Annotated in this window: 11 protein-coding genes; 5 read left to right on the top strand and 6 right to left on the bottom strand. The window is 41.3% G+C overall.

Annotated features, from left to right (window positions below):
• Positions 1-5,485 (bottom strand): type I polyketide synthase (locus tag DBR43_RS31260; RefSeq protein ID WP_158622647.1); only part of this gene is annotated, 5,485 nt, incomplete at its 3' end.
• Positions 5,486-5,775: 290 nt separating this feature from the next.
• On the opposite strand from DBR43_RS31260, the gene DBR43_RS31265 reads away from it, so the two are divergent.
• The 3 genes from DBR43_RS31265 (at position 5,776) to DBR43_RS31275 (ending at position 9,479) form a co-directional block, all read left to right on the top strand.
• On the top strand, positions 5,776-6,564 hold the full coding sequence (locus DBR43_RS31265) for a 1-acyl-sn-glycerol-3-phosphate acyltransferase (RefSeq protein WP_124587289.1): 789 nt from the start codon (positions 5,776-5,778) through the stop codon (positions 6,562-6,564).
• A gap of 19 nt (positions 6,565-6,583) precedes the next feature.
• On the top strand, positions 6,584-7,486 hold the full coding sequence (locus DBR43_RS31270; protein ID WP_124587290.1) for a class I SAM-dependent methyltransferase: 903 nt from the start codon (positions 6,584-6,586) through the stop codon (positions 7,484-7,486).
• Between the two features lie 112 nt (positions 7,487-7,598).
• Positions 7,599-9,479 carry a patatin-like phospholipase family protein gene (locus DBR43_RS31275; RefSeq protein ID WP_124587291.1) on the top strand — a complete coding sequence of 627 codons (1,881 nt, stop codon included), beginning with the start codon at positions 7,599-7,601 and terminating at the stop codon, positions 9,477-9,479.
• Between the two features lie 66 nt (positions 9,480-9,545).
• Here DBR43_RS31275 and DBR43_RS31280 read toward each other — a convergent pair whose 3' ends face one another.
• Genes DBR43_RS31280 through DBR43_RS31290 form a run of 3 tightly spaced genes read right to left on the bottom strand, consistent with a single transcriptional unit; the run spans position 9,546 to position 14,969 of the window.
• Positions 9,546-12,893 (bottom strand): ATP-binding protein, encoded by a 3,348-nt coding sequence (locus DBR43_RS31280; protein ID WP_199757183.1) that lies wholly within the window; start codon positions 12,891-12,893, stop codon positions 9,546-9,548.
• 46 nt (positions 12,894-12,939) lie between these two features.
• Entirely contained in the window at positions 12,940-13,512 is a 573-nt protein-coding gene (locus tag DBR43_RS31285; protein ID WP_124587293.1) for a DUF4194 domain-containing protein, read from the bottom strand.
• Entirely contained in the window at positions 13,509-14,969 is a 1,461-nt protein-coding gene (locus tag DBR43_RS31290; RefSeq protein WP_124587294.1) for a DUF3375 domain-containing protein, read from the bottom strand. The genes DBR43_RS31285 and DBR43_RS31290 overlap by 4 nt, the downstream gene beginning before the upstream one ends.
• A 712-nt stretch (positions 14,970-15,681) precedes the next feature.
• On the opposite strand from DBR43_RS31290, the gene DBR43_RS31295 reads away from it, so the two are divergent.
• Positions 15,682-16,377 (top strand): hypothetical protein, encoded by a 696-nt coding sequence (locus DBR43_RS31295; protein WP_124587295.1) that lies wholly within the window; start codon positions 15,682-15,684, stop codon positions 16,375-16,377.
• Positions 16,378-16,451: 74 nt separating this feature from the next.
• On the opposite strand, the gene DBR43_RS31300 is transcribed toward DBR43_RS31295, so the two are convergent.
• Both DBR43_RS31300 and DBR43_RS31305 read right to left on the bottom strand, forming a co-directional pair.
• On the bottom strand, positions 16,452-17,921 hold the full coding sequence (locus DBR43_RS31300; RefSeq protein ID WP_158622648.1) for a serine hydrolase domain-containing protein: 1,470 nt from the start codon (positions 17,919-17,921) through the stop codon (positions 16,452-16,454).
• A 137-nt stretch (positions 17,922-18,058) separates the two neighbouring features.
• A complete protein-coding gene (locus DBR43_RS31305) occupies positions 18,059-19,213 on the bottom strand; it encodes a helix-turn-helix domain-containing protein (RefSeq protein WP_124587297.1) in 1,155 nt (384 codons plus the stop codon).
• Between the two features lie 302 nt (positions 19,214-19,515).
• On the opposite strand from DBR43_RS31305, the gene DBR43_RS31310 reads away from it, so the two are divergent.
• Positions 19,516-21,312 carry a serine hydrolase domain-containing protein gene (locus DBR43_RS31310; RefSeq protein WP_124587298.1) on the top strand — a complete coding sequence of 599 codons (1,797 nt, stop codon included), beginning with the start codon at positions 19,516-19,518 and terminating at the stop codon, positions 21,310-21,312.
• Positions 21,313-21,315: the final 3 nt, after the last annotated feature.

The raw sequence follows: 21,315 nt of genomic DNA on the forward strand, positions 1-21,315 counted from the left end.
CAGTCAGCCATTCATTAAGAACAGCCAGCGGAACCAGGCCTGAAACATCCGCCCCTACCTTGCCCTTTTTATCGGCTCCGCTTTCTTTACCGTCCGTATTTTCCCTTACCTGAATGTTGTGCTTCTGTGGTATAAGAAACAGCTGCCCGGCATCAAAGCTCTTTGCATCACATAACCCCGCGAAAAACTCAGGAGCCTTTATAGCGCCACTCAATACTGCATCCAGTACTTTCAGCCCCTGCAGGTCAGTCAGCGATAAAAAGCCAAGCGAACCATATACCCCTCCGCTGATCTCGCCCATCCCGCTTTCTTTCCAGCTTCCCCACTGGATACTTGTATAATTCCGGCCCTGCAAACGCTGATAAGCAGCAAAGCTGTCCATATAACTGTTTGCCATCGCATAATCACTCTGGCCAGCGCCAAGCACCGGCACAAATGCAGATACCGAGGAAAACAACACCCTAAAATCAGGGGCATGATCTTCCAGCAGCTCATGAAGGTGCTGCAATCCAATCGTTTTCGGTACCTGAAGCTGCGCGATCGCGGCGATATCTTTTCTGATAAATGCAGGATTTTCATCATCCGCATAACCTGCACAATGCAGTAACCCTTTTACAGGGCCCCAGCTTGTTCTGACTTCTTCCAATGCGGAGAACAATCCTGCTTTATCGCTCAGTGGCGTATTCAGCAGGATCAGCGATGCCCCAAGACTTTCCAGATACAGAATGTCCCGGATCTTTTTTCCCCTTGCCGTGGACGCTGTCCTTTCCTGTTCCCAAAGCGCTCTTTCCGGCAAGGCCTCACGTCCCAGCAGGATCAGCTGTCTGATCCCATGATGTTCAACCAGATGCCGGGCACAGGTCATTCCCAGACCACGCATCCCGCCGGTAATCAGGACAGGGCCATGCAACCTCCCTGTTTCAGGTTCTTCTACCTCGATTTCTTCTGCCACCGGTTGCTCCCAGTTCCCCTGATGATAACGTAAGCGGCTGTGCCTGCTTTTAGCCCGGTAGGCTTCGGCGATGACGCGGATGCGTTCCGTTTCATCCAATAAAGGATCTATTTCAACATGCAGACTTTCCACATGGCGGTACTCTGCCTGCAGCATCCGGTACAAGCCAAAACGCTCAGCACCATAAATATTGACACCGTCACCTGAACCATCGCTAACGATCATTAATTTTAACCTGCCACCGGAATGACCGGCGATCAGCTGCTGCAATAATGCCAGCCAGTCTTCATACGCCGGAGCTGATGCAGTCCATCCACTCAGGTCAATCAGTCCGGAAATTTCTTCCCCGGATCCGGCTAACACTTTTCCTTCCGCTAGGTCACAGGTCACAGCTTTACCAATCTGCTGCGCTAAACCGGATGCCGTTTCATTGAATTCTGCGTCGGACAGCAACAATGTATTTCCAGGTAACGTGTCACCATCAGTCAATACTACTGGTTCCCAGCGCCGGCAAAGCAGCATCAACTTTTCTTTCCTTACCAGCATTTCCACACCTGCCGGCGCTTCCGGTCCGGTAATCCAGTAACGCTCCTTTGCAAAAGGGTAAGCAGGTAAATTAAGTCTAACCGGACGTTGTTCCCCATACAAGGCCTCCCAATCAACCTCGACACCTGAAACCCATAAACCTGCAATCCCATTCTTAGACAACACGCTCAGATCAGACCGGCTAAAGGTCAACTGCTGCTGAAAATCATTTATTTTATCTAACCTGACCGTTCCCCTGTAAACAGCTGCAGATCTTCCTATCAGGTATTCATTTAGTTGAAAAACAAGCTCGGAAATCTCCTTAAAAACCACACAAATCCTTTCCTTCATCGCTTCCCGGCATTCCAGGAGCGTATAACAAAGGCTGGCCGGATCTACATCCGCGTTCTTTCCGAGATAGCCCAGTATCTTTTCGACATAAGCATTTAAGCGCCCGGCATCCATCGCCGACAATACAAAAAGAAAAGGACCGTCAATATTGCCTGCCGGACGTTGTTGCTCCCTGAACGATTCCAGGATAACATGCCCATTGGCACCACCAATTCCAAAGCTGCTGATTCCCGCACGAAGTCTTTCTTCAGCTTCAACGCCCCAGGAACGCAGTTCATGATGGATATAAAACGGTGTATTTTCTAATTCTATTTTTTGGTTCAGTTTTTTAAAATTTATAGTTGCGGGCAATTGACGATGCTGCATCGATACCAGCACTTTCAACATACCTGCTATTCCGGCTGCTGCCTCCAGATGTCCTACATTTGTTTTTATAGAACCCAGACCACACCAGGGAGTTATCTGAGCGGCAAGTTCCGGTTCCTTTTGGAGCATGGAATTAAATGCCCTGATCAGTCCCGATACCTCTATCGGATCACCCAGACCCGTTCCCGTGCCATGGGCTTCAATATAACTGATCGTTCTGGCAGAGACCCCGGATCGTCTGCAAGCATCTTCAAGAAGTTTGGCTTGTTTTTCAGGATTTGGAACGGTCAGACCACCCGACTGTCCTCCATGGTTCACCGCAGTCCCCTTAATCAGACCTGCGATATGGTCCCCATCAATCAGGGCTTTCGACAAGGGTTTTAACATCATTACAACCGCTCCTTCTGCTCTGACATAGCCATTCGCCCTGTCGTCAAAAGTATGACAGATGCCATCTTTACTCAACATATTTGCCTGCTGATAAGACAAACTTCTGGAAGGGTGACAAATCAAATGAATCCCGCCTACTATTGCCTGATCACATCTGCCGGACTTAATGGAATTAACCGCTTCATCTACCGCAACAAGAGAAGACGAACATGCAGTATCTATGGTCATACTTGGCCCTTCAAATCCATAAAAATAGGATAGCCTGTTTGCCAGCATAGCTGTTGAAGTTCCTGTGCCGGTTAAAGCGCTTTGAACATTTTGCTCCCGCAGCAGCAATTCATAATCGCTTCCACTTGCTCCAATGAACACACCGGTATTACTTCCTTTGAATGTCGCAGCTTTATATCCTGCATTTTCCAGCAACTCCCAGGTCAGCTCCAGAAGAAACCGCTGCTGAGGATCAATCAATTCGGCTTCTTTCGGGGAAATTCTGAAAAACAAAGTATCAAATTCTTCGATATTTTCCAGATAGCCACCTTTATCCATTCCTTTATGGGCAGCATTTAAATCCACCCAGGAAGGCCATTTCAGCCTGCCTTCCGGCGTGCTGCTAATGGCAGATGATCCGGTCGACAGCATTTCCCAAAGCGCTTCAACCGTATCTGCCCCCGGAAGCCTGAAACTGAATCCAACTATAGCAATATCTTCAGTTTCTTCTGTCTGCAGCTGTTCCTGCCCGGCTTGTCCCCACACCTGTTCTTTATTTTCAACTGCTGTTTCCTGTAAAAAAGATTCTTCTCCGGTTTCCGCTCTTTCATTTAAACGAAGGCCTAATTCTTCAGCCACCTTTTCCAGCACCAGCGTTAGTGTATTTTGCTCAAAAAAGAAGGAGCTCGGCAGCTTTAAAAGATATTTATCTTTTAAAAACAAGCCAAAGCCCATCAGGTCACCGGAATCAAGTCCCATTTCCATTAATGGACGGTTTGCATCGATCTGCTCCTCCTCCGGTATCAATTTTTGAACGAAGGCACTCAGCGAACCTGCAAGTTCAGCAAAGCTGATGTTCAATCTTGCCTCAGCAGCTGAAACACCAGCCGACCCTTTAAAAGGGGTTCTGGTTTTCAGGTCATATGCTACCAAAATCCCGTTTCCTAAATTTTCAGTATCTCCACTGCGATACCCCTTCACCAGGGCTATAATCTTTGCACCATGTACCTGATGAAAGCGCAGCACTGCATCTGTATAATAGCCGAACTGATCGGTTTGCTTTATATAATCCGCATAACTTTCAGCAGTATTTCCTGCGAAGTCTCTTGTTCTTGTAATTGCATAGACCTTTTCTATGTCGGTCATGAGTGTTGCACGCTGCAGCATAAACTCCAGCAACTGATCTCCCAGGGACCGGCTTTGTTCTTTCGGGAATATGTTAATGGAAAGCAGCTGTACAAATTTTCCTTTTGCCTGGTGTAGTTCGCCAACCTGATCAACAGTAATTTCCAGCAGTGCTTTCTCATCTCCGGTACGCTGGGAGTATATGACACCCTTTACCCCTTCCTGATCTGCGATCACAAACTGTCCTTCAGGAAAAACAGTTAACCTTCTTTTGATCTCCTTTTTGGTTAAACACATTTTTTTTGCCCAGCATGCCTTTTCCAGTTGCATTAAAACCGCGATATCCGTTATTGCCGCATGACGGATCTGATAATCCCTTACCTGATAATGCAGGGCAGTAACTTCATTCATAAATGCATGTTTTTCACCTTGTTTCGGAGCCGAAACCGGAAACAAGCTTGATTTTGCTGCATTAAACATAAATGATGCCGCATCCAGAGGATAAAATCCTGCAATTTTGTACATCAGTTCCAGTGCTGCTGAATTCTTATCCTGTATGAACTTCCGGTCAGCATCCGGTTGACTCAACTGGTTCTCCGAAAGGATTAAACCATGCGGGCCAATGATCTTTACCCATTGTTCGAAATGAGGAGAAAAATCGCGATGAATTCCGGTATACAAACCTTGTCTTTCAAATTGCACCTGATGTTGAGATAGTCTGATATGGAGAATTCCCGATACATCGACCGCCTTTTTCTCCAGAATCTGCAACAAATCGTCCTGCGGACCGAGATTGATCAGCAGATGAGGAAAATCCCCCAGCGTTTGTGCAGCCGTGTCTGTTTCCCCCTGGCTCCCTGTTATTCCAATGAGTTGTAAGGGGTAACGCTCCAGCTCAGCTCCTCTTTTGGTTTTGGCAAGGATCAGCTGAAAAATATGCTTCAACGCTTTACCATCCCCCGCATCCCATACTGCAACGGAACGGGGTTGATCTTTCAACACCTCTGTATTAAACAGCTCTGTAATCAGGTCATCAATTTGGAGAAGTTCCTCTTTTTGATAAAAACCTTTCGCATTTTCGCTGAACAGACATTCTTTTTCATTTTCTCTGATCCAGCCAAGTTGCAGGAGTAGTCCTGTTAACGGTTCCCGTAGCTGCGGATGAAACCATTCCGGCTCAAAGCCTATAGCCGCGCCGCTTTTATGCTGCATTGAAGCCATGCGTTGCATTACCGGAAATAAAATAATTCCTTCAAACAAGACCCTGCAAAGCAGGTCTCCGGCATCCCAGCCCGATTTAAGTGCGTTAAAACTTGTTATGAACAACCCAATTCTGGCCGGATCAGCGTCAGGACTTACAAAATCAGGCAAAACCAGGTCTTTGGCAGCACAGGGAATTGCTCCGTCATTTGTATCGATGGTAAATTGATATTTTCCGTTCCGCTTTTTCAGCAGCCATCCCAAGGTCAGGAGGATATGAATAAAAACATCCGGAGATGCAGTTTTCCGGTTCGTTTTCTGAAGAAGTTCTTCAAACGACCAGTCGTTTTTTTTTCGAGAATTAAACATACCGCAACCTTCTATCTGGAAAAGGAATTGCACCAATATCCGATAGCTAGTGGAGGTATATAACCATTGATTCATGTTTTGAGAGTTACGTTAATCAATAAACAATAAGGGGAAGAAACGTCAGCAACCATCTGGTTACTACTGCAATATAGCCAACTTTTTTCTCAATTAAAATACTTGATAAATTAATAGCAATATGCCGACCTTTACTTTCAACGTTTCATTTTTGTTCAATTTTGAAACGCAGGTATCTTTAATTTTTTATTAGATTAACAGAATAAACGCTCTCTATGCCTGATATTGAAAAAGTATACGACGGATTGACGTCAAAAAACAAATTCCTGAATGCGCTGTACGGAATGGTTAACCGGATCATAAAAGTGAATGAAATGAATGACATTTGCTGGCGTTACCGGGATAAAAAACGGATTGATTTTGTAGACAAAGTCTTTGAAGAACGCGGAATAAAATTGGTTTATGACCAGGACAGGTTAAACCAACTTCAGCTCACAGAACCTTTTGTGATCGTCTCCAATCATCCTCACGGGATTGTGGATGGATTACTACTTGTAAAATTATTTGACCGCAGCAGAAAGCAATTCAAAATTGTCGTCAACAGTTACCTTTCACCGATAAAAACCCTCGCAGAAAATTTCTTACTCGTAGACATTTTTGACGATTCTACAGATTACGCTTTCAAGTTCAGGGCCTGTAAAAGCATACTGGAAAATATCAGTCAGGGAAATACCGTTGCCTTTTTTCCGGCTGCCGACATTTCCAGGTTTTCCTTCAGAAAATTCAGGATTGAAGACACTCCCTGGAGCAGTACCTTCAGCAAAATTATATCCAAACAAAAACCGCCCATATTACCCATATACATTTCCGGAAGAAACAGCTATCTGTTCTACCTTCTGATCAGATTATATCCCCCATTGGGCAAAGCGACCCTTATACGTGAGTTCTTTTTGAAACGTAATTTTAGTGTGCATGTCAAATTCGGAGAACTGATTCCAAAAGAGGAACTCCATCAGAAAGACCTGGGTCAATACCTCAGAAATAAAGTTTATAGTTTACGCTAATCACCATAATCTCCCCATTATGAACCAAAACACCTTAAATTCACTGGCTGCCAAATTAGACAGTCAATACCAGCAAATTCTGGAAACAGAAGATGAAAATCTGAGGATACAGATCGTGCAAAAGATCTACGATGAAGAGTTAAGCCTTGCCGATCAGCATACGGCAAATAACCTCAGCCTCATTAAAGACCAGTTTATGGAAATTAATGATACGGCAACGGCCATTCAATACCTGATTCAATGGGCCAATGCAAAAGAACTGGCACATGAAAATTCAAAAAGAAGAGAAAATGAAGATCAGTTTGATCAGCAATACGGAACGCTGACCAGCACGATTATAGAGCAGTATGAATTACCGGAAAACATCAACCTCGACCGGTTTGTCAATGCTTACCGTTATTCACCAAGTCCGGTAAACATTGTAAAGGCAGCCATGCAGCTTTTGAAGGAACACAACATCGACTACAACAAATACTCCTTTTTCGATATCGGTTCCGGACTTGGCAGAAATCTGCTGATCGCTTCCGAATATCCTTTTCAAACGATCACAGGAATAGAAATATCTTCCTATTTAACAGAAATCGCTAAAGACAACCTGGACAAATACCATTCGACAACCCAAAAATGTAAAGATATCCGGCTGGAATGCACAGATATCCTGGCGTATTCCTTTCCAAAAGAAAACATGATCCTTTATTTATGGGAACCCTTTACTACGGATGTATCCGACCCTTTTATAGAAAACCTATCCCGGTTTATCAGGGAAACCGGGATAACCGTACACCTGATTTTTCTGGGTGCTGTTTTTCCTGCCGTTGAAACATCGGACCTGTTCAAAATTACAGAGGCCAAGAAAACCGCCGATTCTGTGGGCATAGAATGGCCTGTCACCCTCTATTCAACAAACCACAACACGCTGTAAATCAAATTAATCTAATTTTTTATCGATAATTATTTATATTAGTTCAAGTAAACATTTAAACAAAACAAGTTTATTGAATACTGCATTAACGCTTACTCAAACTTCTTAAAAAATGACGAACGACGCGCTCATTACATTAAAGCCTTTCCAAAATATTGGAATGGCTTTCTCAGGTGGCGGCTTCCGTGCCGCAGCTTATGCACTAGGTACATTAAGCTACCTGGATTACCTGAAAACCGACGGTAAACCACTGACAGACAGGATCAGTTTCCTATCTTCAGCCTCCGGAGGAACAATTACCTCCACGCTCTTCGCCGCAGGACTGCATCAGAACCTGCCATTCACCGATTTCTATCGCAAACTGTACCATAACCTGAATGGAGAGGCAGTCGTAGAGCTGGCATTGGCCACCCTCAACGACGAAAGCAAATGGCAGGAAGGTCCTGATGCAAAACAGCGCAACCTGATCAATTCTTTTGCAAAGGCATACGATCAGATCTTTTTCAAACAACAAACCATGGCGGTGTTTTTTGAAAAAACTTACAGAAAAAAGATGGAGGTCTGCTTCAACAGTACCGAGTTTTACCGTGGGCTCAGTTTCCGTTTCCAGACAGATGGCACCGACAACCAGCACCAGGTGATCGGCAATAATTACCTCTGGTTTGACAACAAACAGATGGAAACTTTTAAACAAATCAAACTTGGGGATGTCCTGGCTGCTTCTTCCTGTTTTCCGATGGGATTTGAACCTATTGTTTACCCTTCAGATTTCAGTTATTCGGACTCACCGGAAAAGACTCTTAGCATTGATGCATTAAAAACAGCGCTTTACTACGAAAATTACAATGAAAAAAGCTTTCCACTCTCCTTTGTACCAGAGGGAGGCCTCACAGCAAAAGAGGAGAAGGACAGCCATATCGGCTCCTTCGCACTGATGGATGGGGGAATCACAGACAACCAGGGGCTCTACAGCCTCATGCTGGCAGATAAAAAACGACAACGAAGGGTAAAGCCGGATCCATTTGACATGATGATCGTTACAGATGTAAGTAGCTACTTTATGGATGCATTTGAAAGTCCGCTGGTAGAACAAGGGAAGGGCTGGCGCGAAAACAACCTGAATTACTACTTCACAAAATTTAAAAAAATGGCCAAAGAGGTTAAACGCGCCCCATTGTTGTTTGGACTTGCTTTTGTTGTATTTGCAGCACTGGGATGGATTTTCAGACATTCCGGTTTCAGCACGGCAGCGGTGATTTTAGCCAGCATATCCGCCACATTGGCCGCCCTGACCGGCATTGTGGTCTACTCCTCTGCGGGCAAAAGCCTCCTCAGCGACCTGATTACTTTTGATGTAAAAGAATTCCTCTACATAAAGCTAGGCCTCCGGAATTTTTTCTCGAAGATCATTACAGATAAACTGGCGAATTACCTGCAGTTCACCAGATTGAACATACTCGAACAGATGATCAAAGCAAGGATCAGTTCTGCGATGACGATGGTCTCAGAAGTGAACCTGAAACAGGTGAGACGATTGATTTACCAGATGTTTTATGATGACACTCAATGGGACAACAGACGGGTTCCTAATTTTAGTTATGAACTGAGTACTTATAATATGGCGGCGAGGAACAATCGGTTTAACAACAAAAACCGTTTAAAATGGATTCCCAGCCCTGCCGACAAGCAGCTCCTGCTGGAAGGCCTGGAAAAGATCCATAAAGTGGCCGACGTTACCCGTGCAGCCAATACCACACTCTGGTATGATGCCATTCAGCAAAAAGACGAAGTCCTTAAACAGACGGTGACCACGGGACAGTTCAGCATCTGCGTCAATCTGCTGGAATATGTTATTTCTCTGGAAAGGAAAAATGTTTCCTTCGACCCTACGTATAGCACTGAACTTGCCAGTTTAAAAAACAGGCTGGAACATGATTTTCTACAATTTAAAGAAAATCCTTATTTCCTTTTCGATCAACTTGCAGGGGATTAATACTCCCTGCAAGTTATCTTTAATGACTGGAGTACCTAAGTAACGCTTCTAACCGGCACTTAGGTACTAGTTTGCTTCAAATTGCTCTCGTTCTTCCAAAAACTGTTCTATAGGCATGTCATATAGCCAGGAGCTCCGCTCATTTCGTCGTTCCGTAAAGTGAACATAGGAAATGTCGTTTTCTACGATATGTATATTGTCACTTGGTGTTACCACCAGAAGCTGAAGGTGCAACTGTTTACATAGCGTAATCAGGTACCTTGCTTTATCCTCATCCTGTGCCTTAAATGCCTCGTCAATAGCGATAAAACGGAAAGAATTGGTTTGCAACCCTCCTTTGGTCAAGCCAAACTGATAGGCGATGGCTGATCCCAGAATGGTATAGGTCAATTGCGCTTTTTCACCTCCAGACAGCTGCCCCATATTTTCATAGGTCTTAAACTTGGTTCCCGTTTCCTTATAGAACTCTTCTGCTTTATATGAAAACCAGCCCCTTACATCCATCACCTTTTTACGCCACTCCTCTTTTTCAAGTCTGCGGATCAAAGGCTCAATATGCTGGTCAAAATGCATGCGTTTTCCATCTGCCGCCCCTTCGCCTGCTTTAACATTCGGGATCGCCTTTTGTAAGAGGTTCCTGAACTCTTTAACATCTTCACTCAGTTTTGAGGGGACTACCAGTTGTATATAAGTATTAGGATTGGTCTTAAAGTCGATGCCGCTCAAAGCTTCGTTTAACACATTTATATTTTCTTTAATGGCATCAGACCAGTTTTCAAAAAACATTCTGAAATCTGCAATCTTATTGGTAATTGTTTCCTGTAAATACTCGTCAAATTTTTTCTCATGCCGCGGAAGGTTATCCTCCTGAAGCCGCCTTAAAAAAGTATTGTATTCGGTAATGAACTCCAGGTTTGAAGCATCAGGCAGCATGCTTACATCGGCACGCCAGTCTTTAAATTTCTGTGTAATTTCCTCTGATGGTTGTTTAAAAGCGTTGATTTTGATGACAATGACATGTTCTTTGCTGTTTCTTTCCTTTTCCAGACGACTGGTTTCATTTCTGATATGCTCTCTGAAAGTCGCATTTGCAGTGGTAAAGTTTGCGTAATCAATCTCTTTAAGCTGGGGGTGCGCAGTTTCAAATGTGGCCACATCAATTTGTTTATCGCGAAACATATCCAATGTGGTCTTATGCCCGTCCAATTCAAGTTGTAAGTCTTCCAGCTTATCTTCCTGCTTATACTTTTGTTTGTTTTTAACTTCCAGCCCCTGTGCATTTGCAGCAAGTAATCCCTTCACCACGGTAAGCTGGTCTTTTAAAACACGGTTTTTATCATTCGCCTTCTCCAGGCTTTGTTTCATCTCTGCCTTCTGCTGGATTTCTGTTGCAAACACCGCCCAGTTGATGTCATCAAAAGTCTGATACAAAGACAAAAAGGACGATAATTTCTCTTTCTTTAAATCAATATCAGAAAGCCCATTTGCTAGTTTTTTGATCAGTTCCAGATTCTTTTGCTGCTGCGCCTGAAGTAGTTCAAGCTCCTTTTTAAGCAATCCGATCTTTTCCTTATTGTCCCATCCCAAAACAAAATTTTCCCGTTTGGATACATGGGCCCTGTCGTCCTTTTCGTGTTTTCCTTTAACACCTTTTATCAAACCTTCCCTGGTCAGCGCTTTTTCTGAAAAATGGTTAAACTCTTCCAGACTTTCCGCACAGGCATAATCAAATTGTCCGGTAACCATCTCTTCCAGCCATTCGGCGTAATTCCCTGAAGTTTTAAATTCCAGCTTATTTACCAGCAGGTTTTCCTCCTGTATCCGATGACGCATGCTGCCGATTGAGGTATGACCTTGAAAACGCTGATAGGTAATGCGTCCACGAAGATTGGTACTATTGACATAGGCATTCACCTGTTTATAATATTTTTCAGGCACCACAATCCGCAATGCAAAATTATGAAGCACCTTTTCGATGGCCAGCTCCCACTGACTGTCCTCATCACGGACCCTGATCAGCTCACCAATAAAAGGCAACTCATCAGCCGTAGCGCCAATATGTGCCAGGATATCCTCACGGATGTCTGCTTCACGCCCCGAAATGTTATTCTTACTCTTCTGAAGCGATTGCACCCTCGCCACCAGTCCTTCAACCTCGGTCTTCAGTTCATCTTCTTCATTGCGGGCGATACGCATCGAATCATCTTCTGCCAGTCGCTGAGTATCGCAATCTTTCTTCTTTTGTTCGGCCAGCAGCCTTGATTCTTCAAAAGCGGAACGGTCAGGATCCCTGGGTAAATCAAGACCCAATGCCAGGCTATTATAACTATCCGCACGAAATTTACTGCGGTCACGGTCGCGCTCTAACCTGGTAATCTCTTCAACAAGTTTTTCAAGTTGTATTTCTACCTCGTCATTTGCAATCGCAATGGCCAGATCCCGTTCCTGAATCTTTAAATCTTCCTCCTTAACTTTCAGTGCAGCAATTTCATCATTCAATACTGCCATCTTTAATTTGAGTGCTTCCAGTTCAATGGCAGTAAGCTCGGCTCCTTTTGCGGTAAACCAATACACTGCAATTTCACGATCAGATTCAAGAACTTTTAATCTTTTACCCGTTTCTTCAAGCTGAACGGCCAGTTCATGAATAGGAATCAACTGAGCAATCTGCTCTTTAGCCTTTTCAATATTTACTTTGGCATCCATCAGGGTCATGAAGTTGTCCTTCAAGTGTAGAAATTCGTATTCGGCATCCAGTTGCTCCAGCATATTTACCCGGATAAAATCGTCCAGATCGTCTAACACCTTAACGCCTACCACCTGGTTAAATAAGCTTGATGCTTTTACAGAGCGCATGCCCAGCAATTGCGCCATGCGTTCACCATACTTAACCGGCCCATCCTGAAACTCAATCCGCTTTTTCTGAATTCCGGTATTGTATAATTTTTCAAGACGTTTTTTCCAATTTCCTTTTCCATCAAAAGGCGTAAAGTTCTTTTCAATTTCAAGTGGCACCCTGGCGATTCCAAAAGAACGTTTCAACTCGTTATTGCTAAACCAGCGCAATTGGAATAGGGTAACGACCTGTCCATCGGTATTTTCAAAGCAAGCGAGCAAAACCGAATATGCAGTATGATCCCGCAATTTCTGGGTGGTGGTACTGTGCTCCCCTTCTCTTTGTATATTGCCATAATGACCATATACATAACTTTCTTCATTCCGGTCGCCCTTCTTTTCTGCTCCTGACGACTGATTGTAAAAGCGGTCATTTTTAACAGGAACAAGCAAAGTCAGCAAAGCATCGATAAAAGTACTTTTTCCGGATGCGTTTGCACCGGTAAGCAGGGAATTGTTTCCTTTCGGTGAAATCCGGAAGATCTGGTCATCAAAAGTCCCCCAGTTGTATACTTCCATATATTGGAGCCTGAACCCTGCTTTGTCAGAACTAGTGCTAAACAAACTATACATACTCCTCCAGCTTCAATTTAAAATCTTTTAATATATCTATGGTCACTTTATCCTTTATTACACGTTGAATCTGATACAGGGGATTCGCTTCCTGTTTTACGACTTTCAGGTATCCAAATTCAGTAAGCTTTTTAATGCTGCTGTCCATTTCCTGCAACAGCTTAACACGGTTGTATTTTTCGGGTAAAAACAATTCAACCTCCTCCAGGATCCCGCTATGGGTGATCAATTTTTCGGTAGTCTGTATCTGGACCGGATTGTTGTCAAACTCTTCCAGCAACTGCCTCAATACCACCAATACGATAGAGGTTTCAAAACCTATTTGCCTGCGACTCACCAGTCCCAGCGTATTTCCTTCCTCGTCTTCAAACTGAGTGACAAAGGCTAATCCCTCGTCTTTTCTCATGATCAGCTCCAGCCCTATTACATTTACATACTCCTGAATTTCTTCCTGGTAGTACAACAACTCTTCCCATACAGATGCACTGCTGTACACTGTACCATGTTTCAGCAATTTCACAACTGCCTTTGAATATGGTTTCAAGTGATTGTTCAAATTACTCATTTCGTTAATATTACTTCTGGTATATGAATGGACTTAAGGCCTTTACGGTCAAAAACGACCCGTTGCACCTTGTCCTTGTTAATGGTATGTTTAAAATCTTTACTCACCGATAAATAGCCAAATAATTGCGGTAAGCCGTCGTCAATTCCACCACTTAGCTCAATCACTTCGGCCAGACTTACCTGTGATTTATCTGCCAGTACCTGCTTTATCCGACTTCTGATTGCCTCCTTGTCCACGCGCTTTTTTCCAAAAAGCCGGACCAGATTTTCGGCCTGAAGAAAATCTGTATCTGCCCTTTTGGGTTTATTTTTATACGTCACTTCCTCTGCCTGATCAAAAGTCAGTTTGCGTTCAAATGGCAGGTTGATCGTTGGTTCTGTCTCCAGCATAAAACCCACATCCGGTTTCTTCCTTTTCTTTCCGATTTCAATCAACATTGTCTTGATCTCGTGAATCAGGTTACGGGTAACATGAACTTTGGAATGTTCGCTTTCCCGGATAATGCGACCCAGCTTTTCAGCCATCTTATCGTTGGCTTTATACACCTTCTGCCCGGAAGAATGCAGAAACTTTTTCATGTCTTTCAGAAAGAAATCCCTTACCGGAATATCTTTATCCTCCATTCTGTTAAACAGCGACTTACTCAGGCTTCCCCATTCTTCCTGTAAATCGGGGTTAAGCAAAAAAGACCAAAAGGCATAAAAGCTTTTCCCTTGCTGACTTTCCTTTAGCTCATCGAGTGCATCGAAGGTAAATTCAAGGATATGGTCTTTGGTGAGGTTTCCTTCGGAATGTTTTAAGTAAATATGGCGGGTAATCTCCCTGAAATTGTCTTCTACCTCCTTAAAGTCGGAAAGCAGTTCTTTTGCAGATTGGGTCAGCTGATTAAAGCGTGGTATAATTTCAAAATTCTCATATACCTTTACACTGTCTCCATTCCGTAGTGCATTGATCTGCTGATCAATTTCCGCTTTCTTTTGTTCGAGCAGTTCCACCCGCTTTTGCAGGTCGTCATCAGTAAATTCGACTAAATCACGTAGCTGGCTAAAAAGGTCCTTAAATCTGGATTCAGCCCCCACAAACTCTTTCTTTTCTAAACTCGTCAGCCAATCGATGGTCTTACTGGCATGGGCAGACATCTCGTAAAACACCTCTCCCTTATCGTCCTGATAATTGGTAAGGAAACCACTATCGGTCCACTTTCTGATGTATTTTTTGGCCTTTACCTCATAGGTATCAAAGGCCTCCAGTTCCAGATCCTCATCCTGTTCGATTTGTTTAAAATCAAGATAGTCCGTCAATTTATTGTGGATCTGATCAGATGACACCACAGTTTGCCCCTTTATAAAAGTTTCAATTAAAAAGACAATGAGCATATCCCTGTTGCGAAGTCTCAGCATATCCACACTGGGTGAGGTATTTAAAACTTCTAATATTTTGTCACTATTTATCATTAACCCCTTACGTTCATAAAAAAATAAATCCCTCTTTTCAGCATTCCCCGAAAACTTCAGAAAAATGCAGTACTATAGCGCTCCGCGCTGAAATATCCTGACCAGGTCAGGCATTCAAGACATTAACTTTTAGTTTCTATGCCTAATGTTAAAATACCACCAAAATGAACCCTAAGGAACGCGAACAGTGTAAGCCACTGTGTCTTTGATTTACAGCGGTTTAATCCCTTTAATCCTCTATACTTTGTGGTAATCTTGTGCGTTTACATTCTGACACAGAATAGCAATACCTGAAAAAACAGTCAGTTACAAGACCTGGAGGCCATATTTTGGCCAAAAGTAACTAAACTCGGATCAACTATCCATAACTAAATTGAAATATTTTTTTACGGAAAATAATGATCGGAAAATGGCTTATTTCCGTCTATTTAACATCGCATGAAATTTGATGGGATTTCAGCTGACAACAAGTGTATACTTACCTTGAAATCAACAGGAATTTTCTATACATGAAATTATTTAAAATATTCATTAGTTTCCCATGCTTACCAACATTCTGATTATCTGACTTTGGGGCTATAAATTCAGGTTCAATAAAAATGTACATTCACCAGGAAAAATTACATAATTTCAGAAGATCTAAGAATCTAATTACATTAAAGCGGGCTAATTAAACCATACGTATCCTATGAATCTCCTTAATCAACAACGGATGAAGAAAACGCTTCAAATTATTCTATTGCTGAACTTCTTCTTTTTTGGACTCTTTGCACAGAACACCAAACTAACAAAGAAAAAAAAGACGCAAAAAACCAACACCCTGGCTTATTGGGAAAGAAATTACAAAGCAGAATTCAGTGACTGTAGTTTCACAAATAAATATACGCCGCAACAGCGACTTGCGATGTATCCTTTTTCAAAAGCGACCAAAGTATGGGCTGTTTCTTATAAATATAGAGGTATAGATACAGACGAGCACAATGATTTAAACAACTTTCCAGGAAGAGGCCTGTATGTCAGGGACGGAGTATTAGACACAACCACTCTGATTGAAATAAAAAAGCTGAAGACTCAGCAAATCGCTGAACTTACCGACTTAATTTTCAATACTGGCTACAAAACCAAGTGGAAGGTTCATATTGAAGAATTCGGAAAATGTTTCGAACCTAGAAATGCTTTGATTTTTCTCAATTCTGAAGACAAAGTGATCGATTATCTGGAAATCTGCTTCGAATGCAAACAAAATCATTCAAAGTCTGAGCTATTTGATATTGGTATCTTATGTAACCAAAAATATGAACTGTTTAGTAGTTACTTTAAAAGTATAGGCGTCAGTTACGGTACTATAGGAAGAAATTATCGCGAGGAGGACAATAAAGAATGGGAGGAACTTAGAAAGTTAAGATAGGTCAGTCATTTGCCCGGCATCTGCAAGCACTGAGAAATGGCATTGCAGACCCTCTGGGCAAGTCTTTTAAGCAGCTATTTTTCTGTATTGGTCAGCGGTATTTCAACATTCAAACGATCTCTTGTTAAGGTAACAGAATTTACTTTTCCATTGTTAAAATCGAATTTCAGTAAGTTGGGATAATCTACAATTTTAAATTGTCCATTTTTCAGATACAGCAGCTCATTGCTGTTCTTTCCTTTAAAATGTTCCAAAAAGGCAGATTCAACATAGAGACGGTTATTCTTTTCTACAATTTTGGTTTCCATTCCCTGCCCATACAAGAAATCGTTATAAGTTCCGATGAGTTGCTTTTTCATACCTGAAGGTATTTCCTGAATGTCGTCTTTAGGCGTATTTTTGTTCCAGTCCATCAATGTCAGCAGCTTGATCCGGGCCTGATTGATCACAGGAATACGATTAGGTTTTTCGCCATTTGCAAGAATGACAAAGCCATTTCCATCTGTCATAGTTGCGAAAATACTTCCTCCAACTCCTGTATTGGAACCACTACACATAAACCAATCATAGTTGTTATAACTAACAGATCTTTGCCATCCAGAACTCCAGCCACCAACCGCATTTTTTAAAGCGGTGACTTCCATTACTTTTTGCGCAACACTTTGAGAAATCACGTTGTTATTTTTATTTCGCAAGGCATTTTGTATTGCAATAGAAAGTTTAGCTAAATCTGTTGGTGTAGACCATACCCCTGATGCTCCGACTTGTGGTGTGATTGGCAAGCCTTTTTTAATCACTTTTCCATCTTTATCATGAACAAGGGCAACATTAGCCGGAAATCCAGTTTCATTAGGCTGTATCATTGTGGTGTTCTTCAAGCCAAGAGGTGAAAAAATATACTCTGCTGCAAGTTCTGCAATAGGTTTATTTAAAGTGTCCTCTAATGCCATTTGGACAATTACATAACCACCACCGCTGTATTCAAAATTAGTCCCTGGTTTGAACAGGAATTCAATTTCCTTATTATATCTCGGAATCTGTCCTAAAAGACTCTGTTTTATTGTTGGAATGGTATCTCCTTCATAGTAGTCTGAAAATCCACCTTGATTGGTACCAGAGGTATGATTAAAAAACTGTCTCCAGGTCGGGCTATTGTTTTCAGTAAACTTACTTTTTGGCAAATGCCAGCGTTTTAAATACTTATCGATGGGATCATCTAAATTAATAAGCCCTTTCTCTTCAAGTATATGGCAAAGAAGTGCGGTGATTGGTTTTGTAATTGATGCGGTAGAAAAAGCAGTATTCTCATCTATTTTTTCTTTAGAATTCATTGATTTTAATCCATCCTGGCCTGAATATATAATCTTATAATTTTCAAAAACAACAATGCTGAATCCCGGAAGCTTATATTTTTCTAATTGTTGCTCAATATTTAAGCTGTCCTTTAGAAAGCTATAATCTCTTTTTGTCAACAAAGCTTTATTGCGTGTCTGACAGCCCGAAATTGTTAGTAGAAGAATTAGTAAATAAAGTGTGCTTCTCATCGTATCGTTTTTTATGTTAAAAATCATTTCGATACAAACATGAAGAAGAAAACAGTGCTATTCGACCGAGTAAAAGTATTCGAACACATTTCTTTCAAAAAACAAGTACGAATAAGTGAAAAGAAAAGTACGAGTAATTACAAAGATCTGGATTGCAAACCCTTGCGATAAGAAGTAGGCGTATTACCGGTGTGTTTTTTAAAAGCCGTATTAAAAGAAGATTTTGAATTAAAACCTACTTCATATAGAATTTCTAAAATAGTGACCTTACTTTTTGTAACATCTTTTAAAATATCCATCGCCCGCTCTATGCGATAGGCATTAACGAAATCATAAAAATGCTGTTCTAATTTATGGTTAATCAAAAGAGATAAGTCCCGAACAGGAACTTTAATATCCTTAGAGACATCCTGAATCGTTAAAGAAGGATTAAGAAATGGCTTTTCTTCAGCCATATATTGCTTTAATTTCAATAATTCCTGATGGTATTCTTTTTCGGTTACAGTTGGCTGCTCTCCATTTTTTTCCTCTAAAACAAGGTCTGAAACAAGCTTTAATTTTGAATCAATATTTCTAAACAAACCAGGATTATTTAATGCTTTATATAAATACCAGCAAATGATAAACAATTCAAACACCAGAATTCCAACTTTTATCCACTCAGAGATATATGGGTAATCAGAAAATTTAAAAACATTTTTTAGAATGACTATCAAATAAAAGACAGCCAGAACGCTTGTAAACTGAAACAACCAATTATAGGAATTGATACTGGTACCTGCATGATTTTCAAGATATAGCCTTTTTGCTTTTCTTAACAGCATAAAAACGGCAGCGAAATAAACAACGATTTGAATATGGACAAGGATATGAATGAGCTGCAATTCAATCATACTATTGCGATTTACAATAAAATCAATTTTAGAAGCGAGGTCTACGGTATAAAAACGAGGTAATAAGATTAGATTGACAATTAGAAATGGAAGCAGATGAAGGATATACTTCGCTTTGAGCCTAAAATCAGCGTAACAAACAGATAAAACATATAGATAAAAAACAGGAACCTGTAAGAAAGCAAATGTATTTTTTAGCATTCCCAGATTTGAGGGACCACTAACTGCCAGATTAAATAGTGGCTCACTAATGTCTATTGCGGTTATTAACAGAAAAAGAGCAAATAGCACATTGCTTATCTTATGTCTTGTTTTAACTGTAAACAGAAAGAATGCAAGAAATAGTGAAATGAATAAGGAGATTATCGTCACAACCACTAATAATTTGATTTTATCCATTCATTAACCTTTTATGTTCATCATTTACTGCGGAAAGATTACCTTTTTATCTTGCGGGTAATTTTTTCCGGGTCTACCGCGCTATACCCTCCTGTTCTTTCGTCTTGTGCGGCGAATTTAGAAAATTTTCTCACAAAATGAAGCGCAAATTTAATAGCCTGTGGCAATCATTGGCTATTCTTTTATAAGCCAGTAGTCTTAACTCAAAATGAGTTCGAATCTATAATATCATACTCCGGTTTTGCAAACCAAGCCCTTACCTGCATAGCTGCCTCTATACATTTGCAATCAAAAAAATAGTTATGTATAAATCGACATTTAAATTTCATCAGGTGATTGTTATGGGCATTTTATTCAGTTCATTATTTACCTCCGCTTATGCGCAAAAAAAACTCCTGTTTGCAACATCCAATCAAGAGTTTTATGGCAACAGTAAAATTACTACCGCTAACACTCCTCAAATACGTAAAGACACAATTAAGAACTTAGACAAGGTGTTTTCAGAGTGGGACAATACTCCGCACAAACCGGGCGTGGCAGCTGGGATCATAAAGAATGGTAAAATTGTCTACTTAAAAGGATTTGGAAGTGCCGACGTTAATCATCAATCCCCCATCACCGTAGACACCAAGTTTCAAATAGGCAATATGTCAAAGCAATTTACGGCTTTTGCAATTTTACTGCTGGAAGAACAGGGAAAATTGTCTCTTTCTGATGATGTTCGTATCTATATTCCACAGTTGCCTGATTTTGGACATCCAATAACCATTAAGCATTTGTTAAGCCAATCCAGTGGATTGGCAGACTTTTTAGCCTTAAAAGAAATTGCAGGCTGGAGATCCAAAGACATTTTCACACAACAGGATGCGTTGGATTTGGTCCTTCAACAAAAGAAATTGGATCATATACCGGGTACAAAATTTTCTCAGACCTCATCGGGACTCATTTTATTGACTGAAGTAGTAAAACAAGTGACCGGGCAAACCCTGGCAGCCTTTTCTCAGCAATATATTTTTCAGCCCCTGGGTATGAGCAATACGCTGTTTTATGATGAAAATCAACTGATAACACCCCATGTGGCTGCCTCCTATCAAGTTGAAAAAAACGGGTTAAAGAATAATCACATTAATTATTCCATTATTGGAACAACCAATCTTTACACTTCGGTAGCAGATCTAAGCCGTTGGTATGTCAATTTTGAGAACCCCAAAATAGGCAGTAAAAAATTAATTAAAAAACTGACTTCAGCAGTTACTTTAAATGATGGCAGCACCACCTATAACCCTACTGCAGGAAGATTGCTATACGGACAACAATATCAGCATGCAGAACGAGGTGTTCCAAAAATCTGGACTTATGGTTTAGAGGGTGGATATGCCAGTAATATTTTCATATTTCCAAATCAAAATGTCACGTCCTTTGTTCTTGGCAACAACAATAGATACAATGGTGGTCTTGCCATGAATATGGCTATTGAAGTGCTTGGGGATATATTTCCTGCGCCAGCGAATATTGATTTCGAAAAGCTCAAAACCATAAAGTTAACAGCTCAGCAATTAGAAACATACAGTGGCCATTATTGGGACAATGAACATGTCTCGGCTCGCAGGCTTTATGTGAAAAATGACACCTTACGCTACCAATCTTTAGATGGCAGGGACGAAAATCTACTAGTGCCAATATCAGAAAACATTTTTCAAATGGTGGTTGATGGGGATGATGTGATCATGGTAAAATTTCGTGAAGAAGCTGGCATTATGAAAATGGTTTACACTTCCGGTGAAAGCGATGAGTATATATACGAAGCCTACAAGCCCATCAAACCTGCTGATATTGTTTTAACTGAGTTTACGGGCACCTTTTATAACGATGCATTAAACACAACCTACATATTGTCTCAAAATGAAAAGGGTTTGTTTACAAGCAATAAAAATCACCCCCTAATTAGTTTCATTCCTATCCAGGCAGACCTGTTTTCAAGTAGCGTCAGGAATTTCAGTGATATTTGGTTTACCCGTGACAAACGAAAAAACATTACAGGGTTTTATATAAATTCTGACAGGATTAAAAATCTATTTTTTGAAAAAATAAAACATTGATTG

The sequence above is a fragment of the Pedobacter sp. KBW06 genome (genome assembly GCF_003852525.1).
Classification (GTDB): domain Bacteria; phylum Bacteroidota; class Bacteroidia; order Sphingobacteriales; family Sphingobacteriaceae; genus Pedobacter.